Source organism: Saccharopolyspora sp. NPDC000995, from assembly GCF_053599315.1.
This window is the reverse complement of sequence record NZ_JBSFLZ010000097.1, coordinates 1-13,047: the sequence shown is the minus strand read 5'-3', so window position 1 is coordinate 13,047 and position 13,047 is coordinate 1. Positions and strand designations below refer to the sequence as shown.

Here is a 13,047-nt window from a genome sequence, read left to right as displayed (position 1 = left end):
CTTGGGTGGAATAGCCGCTCAAGGGCGCCCCTCACCTCGTTTCTCTGATTAGTGAGGGAGTCCACTGTGGAGGCACTGGAGCCGAACGTCCTAGCGGCGCTGCGGCGCTACGACACCCCGACGATGGCCAACGCGATCGAAACGTTCGACATCCGCCCGCGCGACACCGGCTACGCCGGCCACGAGATCCGCTGCATCTTCCCCGACCTGCCGGTGATGGTCGGCTACGCCGCCACCGGCACCATCCGCGCCCGGGGGGACGAGCCCGGCCACGGCCCGGACCTGGCGTGGAACCACGTGCGCCAGATCCCCGGGCCGCGCGTGGTGGTGCTCCAGGACCTCGACGACCCGCCGGGGCACGGCGCGTTCTGGGGCGAGGTCATGGCCACCACCTTCGACGTGCTGGGCTGCGAGGGCGTGGTGACCAACGGCTGCGTCCGCGACCTCGACGAGGCGCACGCCGTCGGCTTTCGCTTCTTCGCCGGTTCCGTCGGCGTCTCGCACGGTTACGTGCGCACGGAGGAGGTTGGCGTCCCGGTGTCCGTCGGCGGCCTGCAGGTCTCCCCCGGCGACCTCCTGCACGCCGACAAGCACGGCGTCCTGCTCATTCCCCGTGAAATCGCGGCGGGCCTCCCGGCCGCCGCGGAGCGGGTCATCGCCCGCGAGCAGAAGTTCCTGGTCTGGGTCAAATCCCCCGAATTCGACCCGGACGACAACATGATCGGCCGCCTCCGCCACTGAGGCGTTCCGCCGGGCAATGGGCCTGCAGGCGGGCGGCGGTGAAGCCCCGTCCCCGCGATCACCGCCCCCGTGCCCAGGACGTTCGTGCTGGTTGCGCGTCCCTAGTCAACTCCCCGCATGCGGGGGGCTCAGCCAGCGAGTTCTTCGGTGGAGTTCCGGGGTTGCCGCTACGACTCCGGACCAGCGGCGGCGGAGGTCCGGGGCGTCGGGCCGCAGGCGGTCCGGCCCAGCGCCAGCGCCGCGCAGGCGAGGGCGGCGAGCATCCGCCGGGAGATCTTGAACATGCCAGGTTCTTCCATCGCGAACGTGGGCGGTCAGCGTGCGCAAGGCAGGTGGAGCGGCAACCCCGGCCCAGGTTAGGCAGGGCCGAACGCTCGCGAACGTTCCACCGCATATGCCCTGACAACTCACGTAGGTTCGACACCGTGATCGAGATAGACTCCGCATTCGTCACCGAACCCCGAGCCACCTACGCCCGGCTCCGCGCGCAGGGCCCCGTGCACCGCGCCACGGCCCCGGACGGCACCTCTATCTGGCTGGTCACCCGCTACGCGGATGTGCGCGCAGCGCTGGCCGATCCACGGCTGTCGCTGGACAAGAAGAACTCCGGCGGCGGCTACCGGGGCTTCTCTCTGCCGCCCGCGCTGGACGCGAACCTGCTCAACATGGATGCGCCTGAGCACGCGAGGCTGCGCCGCGTCATCGGCAAGGCGTTCGCCCCGCGCCGGATCGAGCCGCTGCGGCCCCGGGTCAAGCAGATCGCCGACGAACTGCTGGACGCCCTGATCGGGCAGGACGAGGCGGACTTGCTGCCGGCCTATTGCGCGCCGCTGCCGATCACGGTGATCTGCGAGTTGCTCGGCGTGGATGCGGCCGACCGGCCGGACTTCCGGTCTTGGACGGATGGCCTGCTCGCGCCCGAAACGCCCGACCAAGCGCGCGTAGCGCTGCGCGCGCTGTACCGCTACCTGCTCGATCTGATCGCGGCGAAACGCGCGAACCCCGGCGCCGACTTCCTCAGCACGCTGATCGAGCTCCGCGACGAGGAAGACCGGCTCAGCGAGGACGAGCTGACCTCGGCGGCGTTCCTGGTGCTCTTCGCCGGCTACGAGAACACCGTGCACCTGCTTGGCAACGGGCTCGCGGCGCTGCTGACCCGCCCCTCTGCGCTCGCCCGGGCACGCCGGGGGATTTCACCGACCACTGTGGACGAGCTGCTGCGGTTCGACCCACCGCCGCAGCTGGCGATCCGCAGGTTCCCAGTGGCCGACGTCGAAATCGGCGGCGTGACCATCCCGGCCGGGGAGACGGTGCTGCTCTCGCTGGTGTCGGCGCACCACGATCCGGATCGCTACGCGGAGCCGGACCACCTCGACCTAGGCCGCGAGGACAACCCGCACCTGGCGTTCGGCCACGGCCCGCACTTCTGCCTGGGTGCGTCGCTGGCGCGGATGGAGGCCGAGATCGGCTTCGGCGCCCTGCTAAGCCGGTTCCCGAACCTCGCGTTGACAGTCTCCGAGGAGGAGCTCCAGTGGCGGAACTCCTTCCGCAACCGCGGCCTGCGCACCCTCCCGGTAGCCCTGGGCTGAGGCGGCTCGCAACCACTCGCTTCTGGCGCCGGGGCGAGTACCGTCGATGACGTCATGCGAGCTCGCTCCACGTCGCGCAAGATCCGGATCGGCACGTCCGGGTGGGTGTACGGCCCCTGGCACGGTCCGTTCTACCCGCGTGATCTGCGTCGCGGCGCCGAGCTGGAGTATCTGTCGCGTCGGCTCAGCTCCGCCGAGGTCAACGCGTCGTTCTACTCCCTGCAGCGCCCGGACACGTACCGCCGCTGGGCGGAGCAGACGCCGGACGATTTCCTGTTCGCGGTGAAGGGCAGCCGCTACATCACCCACATGAAGAGGCTCCACGACGTCGAAACGCCGCTGGCGAACTTCTTCGCCTCCGGCGTTCTCGCCCTCGGCTCGAAGCTCGGACCGCTGCTCTGGCAGCTCCCGCCGTCCCTGGGCTTCAACGTCGAACGCCTGACGGCGTTCTTCCGTCTCCTGCCCCGCAGCACCGCCGCGGCCGCTGCGCTGGCCGCTGGGCACGACGCCCGGCTCGCGGGCCGCTCGCTCACCGAGACCGACGCGGATCGCCCGATCCGCCACGCGCTGGAGGTCCGCCACCCCGGCTTCGCCTGCACCGATGCCGTCGAGCTGCTCCGCAGCCACGACGTCGGACTGGTGGTGGCGGATGCGGCTGGCCAATGGCCGCACCTGGAGGATGTGACGAGCGATTTCGTGTACCTCCGCTTCCACGGCGCGGAGGAGCTCTACGCCAGCGGCTACACGGCGAAGGACTTGGACCGTTGGGCGAAGCTGATCCGCTCCTGGCACGTGGGCGAGTGCCCCAAGACCAAGCACACGGTCGCCGGTCCGGCTCCAGCGACGAAGGGCCGCGACGTCTACGCGTACTTCGACAACGACGTGAAGGCCCACGCCCCCCACGACGCAATGTCCCTCGCCGAACGCTGCTCTTAATCAGATATCGTTCGGGACGCTCCAGACCCGACCGGCCCGAAGCGTTCAATCACCACAGGGCCTGCCCTCAAGCGGCCGTTGTGCGTCCGTGCGGGTTACGTCGTGCTCCTGTGAACCGCCAGTCGAGGGCGAAGTATCCGAGCTCTCGCTTGACTGCCGGAGCGGTTCGCGCTCCTCCTCGCTAATCACGGCACCGTCCGAATCCTGCAAAAAAGCACTGCTCTGCTCGCTGTGCTGATCAGCGTCCTGGCCCGTGTCCGAGACAGGCGGTGCATCAAAGCGGTTTCGCACCTGTTCCGCCGCCTCAGGATGCCCCTGAGCTTCGAGCAGGTCAGCCAGGCGGCGGGCGAACATCGCCCGCTCCGGACCTTCAAGCAGCTCTTCGACAAGCCCAATCGCGTGATCGTCAATGCACCTTCGCGAGTTGTCGGGCAGGCCACCACCGTTGTCCTCCGGTTGCGCTGCCAACACGAAAGGCAGCTGTTGTAGGCCAACGGGTGAGAAAGGACGGTCGTGGACCGCACTCAAGCCCGCACTCAGCGAGGCACCGAAGTCGAAAGGCTCTGCCGTGTTGGTGGGCAACTCGGTCATGGCCGCAGCGGAGGTGAGCTTCTGCAGATTGGAGATCTTCTCCACGGCGTCGTCCACTCGCTGCTTCTCGTCAGTGCGTGGCCCAGCTAACCACCACACCACGGCACTACCAGTGCTGGTCAGCACATCCTCAGCAAGGTACGTGCGCACGTTTCGCTCGTAACTTCGCTCATGCTCCCAGACTTCCTCGTCCTTACGTACCTCGGCAAGGCGCGTGAGCCGCTTGGCGTCCTTGTCCGATAGCGACAGCGCGATACCGTCCGCCCAGACCTCGACGCGGCCGGTCGAATCCACCCTCGCCGATCCGAGTACGTTCATCATCCGGTAACGAGCGCGGCTATCTTCCTCAGGTGGAATCGAGGCCGCCAGGTTCGCCGCTTCGGCCACGATCAGGTCGGCTGCTAGCGCACCCGGGTTCGGATGCGGAAGTCCTGGCGCGTGGGGCAGTAGGCGCCAAAACACCGTGCAAGCAAAGGCAAACCGGTAGTCCTGGTGAGCACTGCGCAACAGCACATCTCGCACCTCGTACCGCTGCGGGCTGGGAGGTTCCGGCATCGGCTCCGGTTCATCCACCGCCTTCTCGTCCGAGAACCCGCGGGCTCCTACGCTGCGCTTGCGCAGGTTCCACTCCACGATCCCGTAGGCGATCAACGACGGAGCCAACAGCGATACGATCGCCAGCCCGATCCACAACCAAAGCGGCCACTGGTAGAGGAGACCAAGCGCCACCCAGATCGCGGCTACGACCACTGAGAGCGCACGAAGTCTGGTCTTCTGGTCACTGCTCAACATGTTCATGTCCCCTTGAGGTCAGTAAGCCGCAACCCCTGTGCGGTATCGATCTTGCGAGCGAGTTCTCGGCAGATCCGTTGCCTCGCTGCACGTTCCTCGGAGTCGGCGCCGGCGGCAGCCCAGTCTCGGCTCGTCACGTGAAGCATCCCGAGCTTCACCAGTTCACCGTGAGTTGACTCGACCAGCACGTTCAGTAGATGCGGGCCATATGCGCCAGAGTTGCTGGCCACGAGCCACTCCCCGAACTTCTCCAACCACCCGTCAGTCCCGCGCATGAGCGCCACTCGCCAACCCGCTGCCAGTTGGCGCCGGATCCCGTTGTTTGTGATCAACGCCGCGGAGCGCGAGCTTGTGTCCAACAAGCGCAGTGGATCAGATGTGGCGAGGAATAGATCGACATCGGATGGCCTGGACTGCTGAGTGAGCCAACTCTTCATCCACCACAAGAAACGGCGGTAGAACCGGTTGTCCTGTGCAAGATTGGACACTGCGGTCTTCGCCGCCCCCGCTACCTCTTGCACATTATGCGAGGCCAACAGGCGCAACCGAACTACAGCCTGATCAGGGTGTGTCTCGGCCATCACCTCTGCGCACACCGAGACTAAAACCTGTGCGAGGTGTACGGCGAGACCTGGTTGATTCGCCCATTCGTAGATTCTTCTCCGAACCTCACCTGCCGCACCGGGAGATGACGTTTCCCCCAACCCATGTGCCAATGCAGCAGCCGCCCAGCGGGCGGACCGTGGTGGACGACGCTGCCGGTCCGCCTGCTTCGTCCATTGCTCGGCGAGCGAGCAGAGATCCTGGATTCGCCCTGTCCGATCTGCTTGTTCCGCGAAACGGGCGACCAGTCGGTCGCAGTCGTCGTCAACCATATTCAACGCGACCACGCAATCGCCGACCCAGGCCCGGAGATCATCCCTGAGTTCCGGAAAGTTCGTCCAGAAGTGGTTTCGGACCGCGTTCTCATAACTGATCGAGCTAAAAACGATCCGCCGAGACGCGTTCGGCACGACCTTCACTGACCGGAGGGCATCATCAAGTCCTTCACGTTCCAGGACATGCTTCTCGTCTGCGGGATACTTGAGCTGGTTTAGCAGTGATTTCGCCGCAGCCTGCGCCGAATCTACATGCCCGTCCTTCAACATCGCGGCTGCCAGGACGATCGCCCGCTGGGGTGCCGTGCTCTCTCTGATCTGCTCTGCCACCTGCTCGCTGTGCTCTGCGAACGCTTCACAGGCTCGATCGGCCCAATCGACGAAGCCGCTCGACGGTCTGGCGTACTTGGCTTCCAAAATCCGCTGGCACAACCGGTCCAAGTCCCGCAAGGCCGCATCTGCCAGGTGCGGCTTCAAACTTTCCCGGTCCAAGTCCTGCTCGGCGAATTCGACGTGCTCCACCTTGAGACTCCTGGACAGCACTGCCTTCCCAGATGGACGCGTCATCGGCACGTGCAGCGGCCTGAACTCCGGCCACAGTAGGTGGTCCGGATCGGGCGGCAGGACCACGACCAGCGCGCCTTTATTCGCCACAACAGCGCCTCGAAGCGACTCGAACTTCGCCTGCACGGAACGGAATTTCTCAGGCTGCTGCTCACCAGACATGTCCAGCAGCAGGCGTTCGCCTGGCTGAACTGACTCCGGATCGAGCGAATCCCTCTCTTCCTCGTCCGTTTCAACGGGCAGTTCACGGAACTGAGCGTCGCGTGTGGTGGAGTTGTACAACAACATCAGAGCTGCACTGCGACGACCACTGCCCGGTTTTCCGCTAAGCAGCACAGTTCTGGACCGTTCGTACAGCTTCTCCTCTGCCTGCCGATACTCAGGCGGTTCGGTGAACCGGTCGTACAAGCGGGCGAGTTGATCGGCGGTTAACGTGCGTTGCGAAGTCCGCCGCCGATGAATTTCCCCCGACTCCGTGACGATGAAGGTCAGCCCGTTGAACTGGTGCCCGCTCCCACCGTGCACCTGGGCCCTGTCCCCGGTGACCGAGGTGCCGACATCCCTGCCGACCTGCTCGATCCCGACGAACTCAGCGCGTTCAGCGCCCATCGCCTTCTTCCCTACCTTTGTTGACCTGGTGCCTGATCCGGCCACGGCTGCCGCCGAGGATGTTCACCCCATTACCGAGTGGCGCGTTGAACTGGTCGCCGCTGCCGGTGTGCAACGTGAGGTTGTCTCCGTTGATCGCGCTGCCGACGTTGCCTTGAACGTTGCCGATCCCCACAGTCGACCTCTCGAAGTGCTGCTCAACCGCCGGGGCCGGGCCCCTGGACCCCGTGCGTCCTTCAGACCCCACGCTGTCCCCACTGTCGACCTCTGGTGGCTCCGGTGGGGTGAAGCCACGCGACAGCAAGTCGCCGGATGGCTTCGGAATCCGCAAGTAGGCTGTGCCCCGGTAGTTCTTCACCTCGACTGCGACCGGCACGTACAGGTCGGTGGCGTCCGCCGCGTAGCCTGAGACGACCGCATCCTCGTACACCCGCTGCGAGATGATCGCCGCTACGCAAGTCGTTTCGTTCGACCTGGTCAGCATTTCACGGACTGGTACGGCGTCGATCATGCGGTGTGCCTCGATACGCGTATCACCGCTTCCGTCGCTGATGCCATTCAGTCCTGAATCGGTCATCGGTCCTATCGTGAGACTCACCCGCATCCGCAGTTTCTGACGGTCGCTGACCGGATTGACGGCGTTCTGGTACTCGAGTTCGGTCTGCAGCTCAGGCAGGAACGGGTTCAACAGAAAAGGCAGGTACTTCGGCTCGAAACCAAGGAAGTAGCCGTCACCGGTCGTTCCCTCGAAGCACACCTGCCGCCGCAGTTCACCGAGCCCGCACCTGATGAGCGCATGCTCCAAGACCACCGGGATCTGCCGCGTGATCCACTCGTGGTCGCGCCCCTTCTCGCCGCTGAAGTTCTTCACGTCGACGACCACCAAGGCCCTGTACGGAGGCAGTTCCGCCACTTCATTTCGGTTCGTGTTCACCGGTTTCCTTCCGTCGCAAGAATTTGTAATACCGCAAGGATCCCGGAATGCCCGAGTGCGGACTGTCCACGAACGGACAGAATTGACGTGATGCACCTCACTAGTGAGTTACCTCGCCTGCCAGGTCCGCCAGCGCACGCACGTCGGCGACGGCGATGCGCGGACCGGGGCCCAGCACTCCGTTTGATCGCAATGCGCCGAGCTGCTCGGCCACCGTGCTTCGCGCGAGACCCAACGCGCTGGCCAATCCTCCCTGGGAGAAGGGCACCTGCCAGCGGTTCGGATGACTGGCGTCAGCCAGACGCACAACTTCCAGCAACAGCCGCGCGAGGCGTTGCCTTGGGCTGAAATGCACCTGGTGGAGCTGGTACGGAACAGTCTCCGACAACTTCGCCACGAGATAATCGGCAAACTCCGCATGCACCTCCTGTTCCAGGAGGAACCGGTCAAAATCCGCCCGCGGCAAAAAAAGGGTAGTGCAGTGGTCCAACGCCTGAACGGTTGCGGTCCGCCTGCTGTCACGCTTGGCCGCCATCTCCCCGACGAGGTCACCGGCCCCTCGCAGCGAAAGCAGCACCTCCGAGCCGTCTCGTTCGCTGGCAAGCACTTTCACTCGCCCGCTGGTGAGCGCGAGCAGGAACCCGCCTTTCTCGCCCTGCTGAAGCATGAACGCCCCAGGTCGGTAACTACGCGGTGTTCCGATTCCCGCAAGCACCGCCCAACGCTGTTCGCCCAGCAAACCGCGAAAGCCTCGTGGCGAGTTACCTGCTCGATAGTGCACGCAATGTCCGTACCGGTTCAGCAGACCGAACCGCGAGCAATTCGGCAAATTTCCGCTCAAACATAGCAGGCACAGCACGGATCGTCACGATCGTCTCACTCGAATGGCGTTGGCGTTGGGGGTAAAGCACCGCAGACTAGGTGCCATGACCGCCACCGAAGATGCGTGGAAGGCACTCCAACACACCAATGATCTGATCAAAATCGCGGACACCAAGGCTGCGACGATGCTCGCCGCAGGCGGTGTACTCGGCGGAATTTTGCTTCGCGCGCTGCCCGCACAGCAACTTTGGCTCGCGGACTGGCTGCATGTTGGGCTCCTGCTCATCAGCATCGGATCAGTCAGCGCTAGCATCTTGTTCGCGCTAAGGGTCTTCGTACCCCGACTTCGCACTGAAGCATCGCGTTCCATCCTCTTCTTCGACAACATCGCCAGGCAGTACTCGAAAGCCGCGGACTTTGTGCCGACTTACCGAACGACACTTGGCGACGCGGCAAGGTTGGAAGAATCCCTGGCGGAGCAGGTTTGGGCCACCAGTCACATCGCACAACGCAAGTTCCGGAACGTGACACCGGCTATCTGGCTGTTTGGGGTCGCCTTGATCACCGCCCTGTTGGCGGGCGTAGTTATGCGCTGAACCGCAAGAACACGGCTGTGGCGTCGTCTTGGGGTTTTCCCCGGTGGCGGCGGCGTTCGTCCGGGGTTTCGGCGGCTTCCGCTGCTCGCACGCGGCGCAGCAGTTCGGCGGGGCCCGCGTGTTCGACGAGATCCAGGAGATCGGCCCAGTTGCCCAGGCCGAACCGCTCCACGTAGCGGGACGCGCCGTCGGTCAGCAGCACCGCCCGGCGGACGTCCGCCGCCGCGACCACGCCGTGCACCGCCTCGTGCGCCGCTTCGGGCTTCGTGCTGGCGACCCAGAAACCGCCCGGCTGGTTCCGCTGGTCGCGGACCGCTTCGACCGTGTAACTGGGCAGGTGTTCGAGCCGGTCGTCGACGACCGGCCGGGTCTCGCCCGCCACGTCGAGCACGATCGGGCTGTCGGCGAGCACCAGGTATTCCAGGTCGTCGCCGCGCAGCCGCAGCAGCGCCGCGGTCGCCGAGGGGCTCGAAGGGTTCTGCAGGTCGCAGGTGTCCGCGTGCGCCGCGCAGGTCGCACGGATCGCGTTGGCGAGGACGTCCGCAGCGGTTCCGCCCGGCACCGCGAGCCGCAGCGCCAGTTCACCGCCGAGGCGACGCACCAGCCAGGGCACGTCGTGCGCACACCCAGTGTCCACACCGGACGGCGCGGTCGCGCCGTCGAGGACGAACGCCCAATCCGGTCCGGTCGCCAGGTAATCCTCGTTCACCCGCCCCGGCGTGGCGATCGTCGCGTGGTTCACCTGCACGATCGGTCAGCCACCGCGACGCTGCGGGAGGTCGTGCAACGCCGCCACCAGCGGCGCCAGTTCCGGGACCTGCCCGGCTTCGGTTAGCGCCTTCTCCAGCGCTTCGTCGTGGGTGGGGCGAGCCTTCTCCAGCAGCGCACGGCCGGACTCGGTCAGCTCGGTGTAGATCCCGCGGCGGTCGTCCTTGCACAGGACCCGGGTCAGCAGCTGGCGGTCTTCCAAGCGGTTGACCAGCCGGGTCGTCGCGCTGCCGCTGAGTGCCGTGGCGCGGGCGAGTTGCTGCATCCGCATGTGCCAGCCGTCCTGCCTGCCCAGCGCGTCGAGGACGGTGTATTCGACGACTGACAGCCCATGCTCGGCCTGCAGCGCCTTCTCCAGCGTGGTTTCGAGCGTGCCGTGCAGTGCGGCGAGCGTGCGCCAGCGGTGGGCCCGAATCTCGACGGCGTTGTCGGCGATCCCCACCACACACCTCTCATGACGTGTCTCCACGCCCACTATAGCAGCTTGCGCAGTTATAACGCGTGTGCAACTACGTTCGACGGCGCCGATCTCGCTGGTCGCCGCCTGGTCGGCTTCTGGAAAATACCCATTCCGCCATCAAGCCCCAAAGCGCGCGAAACGGGTCAGTAATCGTCGTTGCGGAAAAAGAGTTCCTCCAGATGGTCCGCTGTTTCGGCGACGAAGTTCAGCGGATCGGTGAACTCGTTGATGTCGAGGTTGAGCAACGGCAGCGAATGTCGGAGCACGACGTGCTCGCCGATGATCACCGCGCCGCACACCACGGAGGTGTGCCCGAGCTCCTCCAGCAGTTTCCGCAGGTCAACACCGTCGGCCCGGCCGATCACCGAAACGACCTGCACCCAGTCCTCGCGGCCGTCGAGCAGCTCGCGGCAGACGATGACGATCTGGCTGCGGTCGTCGTCGTATTCGACGAGGATCCGGACTTCGTCCCCACTTTCCTCGATGATCTGGTATTCGGGCTCACCGTCTTCCACCTCGCCGATGACGAGCCGGTATTCGTTCCGGACAAAAGCGATGAGATCTTCCCAAGTAGCCACTATTCCTCCCAATCATTCGAAACGAGATCCTGCCACGCGGACTCCTCGCGCCAGGCGGTTTTCGGAAACGGGAGCAACCAAAAGCGTTGTCGGGTGAGCAGCGGCAAGGAGTTGGCGCCGATCAGGTTCGTGACCGGCATGAGCAGCGGTGGGTTCTCCGGGTCGGTGCGGAGCCGGGGGAAGCGGTCCAGCAGGATGTTCACCGCGATCCGGCCTTCCAGCCGGGCGAGCGGGGCGCCCAGGCGGCTTCCGGTGGTCGGGCGGGTCCACTTGCGTCAGGTCGCCCTCGATGAAGGCCTGTCGAGCTCGATCGGCAGGAGTCGGGCGACGCCGGAGGAGAAGGTCTTGGGGCCTCTGAGGATTTCGGCACCTTCGGAGTGGCCGTAGATCGGCGGAGTGCAGACCGGAAATCGCTGTGCAGGGAATAAGGACTCGCGCGGACCAGCGGTGCACCGGAAAACTTCGGCGCGAGGTCGGAACCGACCGCGGTAGCAGCCGGTCCCGGCTGCTACCGCAAGGTCCCGTGCGGCCCGAACTCGGCATCGAGCCGCCGAATCGAACCGCGGCGATCATTCGTCGTCGACGTCCCAGGACCGGCGAACGACGATGCCGCCGGTCATGGTGCGAGCACTGACCTCGACGGTCTCCTCCGAGTCGCCCGGCGCCTGGGCGGCGTCCAACGAGTTGCTCACCCGGCCGGCCATGGAGTTCAGGTCGAGGTAGGCGGCGGTGCCTTCGCGGATTCCGATCTCCAGCTCCCCAACCGCAGTCGCGAGCGCGACCGTGCCGCGTGCGACCTCGTGGATCCGGATATCGCCGTTGGCGGTCTTGGCATCGACGGAGGCGTGCGCCCGGCCGACGGAGATGCCGCCGTTGGCGGAGTTCAGCCGCACGTCACCGGAGATCTCGCCGATCCTGGTGTCCCCGTTGGAGTTCTTGAGCACCCCGGTGCCGTCGACCTTCCCGATCCGCAGCTCGCCGGACCCGGTGGCCGCCTCGGCCGGCCCGTCCACCCGTTCGACGGCGACCGACCCGGTCCCGGTCTTCACGTTCAGCGGACCGGTGGTGTCGAGCCGGATGCTGCCCATCGAGGCCCGGAACCGGCACTTCCCGAGCCGTCCTTCGCTGCGGAAGTCCCCCAGCGCCGAGGTGCCCTCGACCTTCGACCCGGCAGGCAGCTCGATCACCACGTCGACCGAGCCCCCGTCACGGTTCCCGTAGTGCCGCCACCGCTTCGAGGTCTTGACCACCAGTTCCCCATTCGAGAACTCGACGCGGGTCAGCTCCGCGGCCTTCACGTCGGCCTTGCGGGACGCGTCGGTCGGCCGCACCTCGACGACCGTGTCGGCCCGGTCGCCGGCGACGATCCGGACGTCGCCGAGGACGACGTCGACGGTTGCTGAAATCGGTTCTGGCGTGTCGAAAGTTGGCATGTTTGTCCCCTAGAGTCACGCTTCGTGAGCGTCCTGGCTGGGCAGAACGTGTGGTGCGTGGTGGTCGGGTTGCGCGCCGCTAGCGCGCCCAACCGGTGTATCGCTGCCCGCGCCGGCCGGCGCTTTGCCCGGCGGGTCGCTCAGCCGGCTCGACGGCCGCGGCGGCGGCCCGGACGAGCCACGCATTGACGGACAGCCCTTCTCGCGCGGCCACCTCCTCTACGCGGACCTTGAGGCGCTCGGGCATCCGAACGTTGATCCGCGACATGGCGCCCTCGTCGGCCTCCGCTACCGGCCGGACCTCCGCCGGAGCGCTTTGGTCGCTTTCCGCCTCTTCGAACGCCTGGTCCGTCGGCGGTGCCGTCACCACGAATTCCGGGTCGCCGCCGCGCAACCGCAGGTCGACCGAACCCGGCGCGAGATCGCGGGTGATCTCGTCGACGGCCGACGACAACGCGTCCAGCAGGGTCAGCCGAATGGCTGACTCCAACGGCGTCGTCAACCGCTCGGCGAGCGCGCGAGCATCCTCCCCACCAACCTCGGCGGCGACGGAGAGCTCCCGCCGGAGGTTTTCGACATATACCCCAAGATCCATGGCACCATGATGGCATCATTGTGGCACATTCGCAACCATTCGTGGCGCAGACAAGTGCCATCAACGCCCAGGTTCCACAGATCAGGTTGCTGACTAGTCCGTGAAAACGTGGGTTGATCTGCGGGAATGCTGATTGGCCCGGTGACGGGGCGTGTCACTAG

At 65.8% G+C, this 13,047-nt stretch carries 14 protein-coding genes; 4 read left to right on the top strand and 10 right to left on the bottom strand.

What is annotated here, in order from left to right; genetic code table 11:
* Positions 1 to 66: 66 nt before the first annotated feature.
* The 3 genes from ACWDKQ_RS26035 to ACWDKQ_RS26025 all read left to right on the top strand — a co-directional run bounded on the left by ACWDKQ_RS26035 (position 67) and on the right by ACWDKQ_RS26025 (position 3,266).
* Positions 67 to 741: an RraA family protein gene (locus ACWDKQ_RS26035; protein ID WP_450141388.1), complete on the top strand. Its 675-nt coding sequence runs from the start codon at positions 67 to 69 to the stop codon at positions 739 to 741.
* A gap of 425 nt (positions 742 to 1,166) precedes the next feature.
* Positions 1,167 to 2,330 carry a cytochrome P450 family protein gene (locus ACWDKQ_RS26030; protein ID WP_450141387.1) on the top strand — a complete coding sequence of 388 codons (1,164 nt, stop codon included), beginning with the start codon at positions 1,167 to 1,169 and terminating at the stop codon, positions 2,328 to 2,330.
* A gap of 54 nt (positions 2,331 to 2,384) precedes the next feature.
* Positions 2,385 to 3,266 (top strand): DUF72 domain-containing protein, encoded by an 882-nt coding sequence (locus ACWDKQ_RS26025; protein WP_450141386.1) that lies wholly within the window; start codon positions 2,385 to 2,387, stop codon positions 3,264 to 3,266.
* A gap of 45 nt (positions 3,267 to 3,311) precedes the next feature.
* Here ACWDKQ_RS26025 and ACWDKQ_RS26020 read toward each other — a convergent pair whose 3' ends face one another.
* The 4 genes from ACWDKQ_RS26020 to ACWDKQ_RS26005 all read right to left on the bottom strand — a co-directional run bounded on the left by ACWDKQ_RS26020 (position 3,312) and on the right by ACWDKQ_RS26005 (position 8,415).
* A complete protein-coding gene (locus ACWDKQ_RS26020) occupies positions 3,312 to 4,649 on the bottom strand; it encodes a hypothetical protein (RefSeq protein ID WP_450141385.1) in 1,338 nt (445 codons plus the stop codon).
* Positions 4,650 to 4,651: 2 nt separating this feature from the next.
* Positions 4,652 to 6,700: a hypothetical protein gene (locus tag ACWDKQ_RS26015; RefSeq protein ID WP_450141384.1), complete on the bottom strand. Its 2,049-nt coding sequence runs from the start codon at positions 6,698 to 6,700 to the stop codon at positions 4,652 to 4,654.
* Positions 6,690 to 7,634: a hypothetical protein gene (locus tag ACWDKQ_RS26010; protein WP_450141383.1), complete on the bottom strand. Its 945-nt coding sequence runs from the start codon at positions 7,632 to 7,634 to the stop codon at positions 6,690 to 6,692. The genes ACWDKQ_RS26015 and ACWDKQ_RS26010 overlap by 11 nt, the downstream gene beginning before the upstream one ends.
* A gap of 100 nt (positions 7,635 to 7,734) precedes the next feature.
* Complete coding sequence (locus tag ACWDKQ_RS26005) at positions 7,735 to 8,415, bottom strand: Crp/Fnr family transcriptional regulator (protein ID WP_450141402.1); 681 nt, start codon at positions 8,413 to 8,415, stop codon at positions 7,735 to 7,737.
* A gap of 145 nt (positions 8,416 to 8,560) precedes the next feature.
* On the opposite strand from ACWDKQ_RS26005, the gene ACWDKQ_RS26000 reads away from it, so the two are divergent.
* On the top strand, positions 8,561 to 9,052 hold the full coding sequence (locus tag ACWDKQ_RS26000; protein ID WP_450141382.1) for a Pycsar system effector family protein: 492 nt from the start codon (positions 8,561 to 8,563) through the stop codon (positions 9,050 to 9,052).
* Here the strand turns inward: ACWDKQ_RS26000 and ACWDKQ_RS25995 are convergent.
* From ACWDKQ_RS25995 to ACWDKQ_RS25970, 6 genes are all read right to left on the bottom strand, one after another.
* Positions 9,042 to 9,794 (bottom strand): protein phosphatase 2C domain-containing protein, encoded by a 753-nt coding sequence (locus ACWDKQ_RS25995; RefSeq protein ID WP_450141381.1) that lies wholly within the window; start codon positions 9,792 to 9,794, stop codon positions 9,042 to 9,044. The two genes, ACWDKQ_RS26000 and ACWDKQ_RS25995, sit on opposite strands and share 11 nt — an antisense overlap.
* 12 nt (positions 9,795 to 9,806) lie before the next feature.
* Complete coding sequence (locus ACWDKQ_RS25990; RefSeq protein ID WP_450141380.1) at positions 9,807 to 10,262, bottom strand: MarR family winged helix-turn-helix transcriptional regulator; 456 nt, start codon at positions 10,260 to 10,262, stop codon at positions 9,807 to 9,809.
* 161 nt (positions 10,263 to 10,423) lie between these two features.
* Positions 10,424 to 10,858: a hypothetical protein gene (locus ACWDKQ_RS25985; RefSeq protein ID WP_450141379.1), complete on the bottom strand. Its 435-nt coding sequence runs from the start codon at positions 10,856 to 10,858 to the stop codon at positions 10,424 to 10,426.
* Positions 10,858 to 11,061 carry a hypothetical protein gene (locus tag ACWDKQ_RS25980; RefSeq protein WP_450141378.1) on the bottom strand — a complete coding sequence of 68 codons (204 nt, stop codon included), beginning with the start codon at positions 11,059 to 11,061 and terminating at the stop codon, positions 10,858 to 10,860. Before ACWDKQ_RS25980 ends, ACWDKQ_RS25985 begins: the two co-directional genes overlap by 1 nt.
* 366 nt (positions 11,062 to 11,427) lie before the next feature.
* Positions 11,428 to 12,291 (bottom strand): DUF4097 family beta strand repeat-containing protein, encoded by an 864-nt coding sequence (locus tag ACWDKQ_RS25975; RefSeq protein ID WP_450141377.1) that lies wholly within the window; start codon positions 12,289 to 12,291, stop codon positions 11,428 to 11,430.
* 79 nt (positions 12,292 to 12,370) lie between these two features.
* Positions 12,371 to 12,886 carry a hypothetical protein gene (locus tag ACWDKQ_RS25970; protein WP_450141376.1) on the bottom strand — a complete coding sequence of 172 codons (516 nt, stop codon included), beginning with the start codon at positions 12,884 to 12,886 and terminating at the stop codon, positions 12,371 to 12,373.
* Positions 12,887 to 13,047: the final 161 nt, after the last annotated feature.

Excerpts from the sequence above, each read along its gene's own strand:
- ACWDKQ_RS26025 (WP_450141386.1), top strand. The coding sequence starts at position 2,385 with ATGCGAGCTCGCTCCACGTCGCGCAAGATCCGGATCGGCACGTCCGGG.
- ACWDKQ_RS26020 (WP_450141385.1), bottom strand. The coding sequence starts at position 4,649 with ATGTTGAGCAGTGACCAGAAGACCAGACTTCGTGCGCTCTCAGTGGTC.
- ACWDKQ_RS26015 (WP_450141384.1), bottom strand. The coding sequence starts at position 6,700 with ATGGGCGCTGAACGCGCTGAGTTCGTCGGGATCGAGCAGGTCGGCAGG.
- ACWDKQ_RS26000 (WP_450141382.1), top strand. The coding sequence starts at position 8,561 with ATGACCGCCACCGAAGATGCGTGGAAGGCACTCCAACACACCAATGAT.
- ACWDKQ_RS25975 (WP_450141377.1), bottom strand. The coding sequence starts at position 12,291 with ATGCCAACTTTCGACACGCCAGAACCGATTTCAGCAACCGTCGACGTC.
- ACWDKQ_RS25970 (WP_450141376.1), bottom strand. The coding sequence starts at position 12,886 with ATGGATCTTGGGGTATATGTCGAAAACCTCCGGCGGGAGCTCTCCGTC.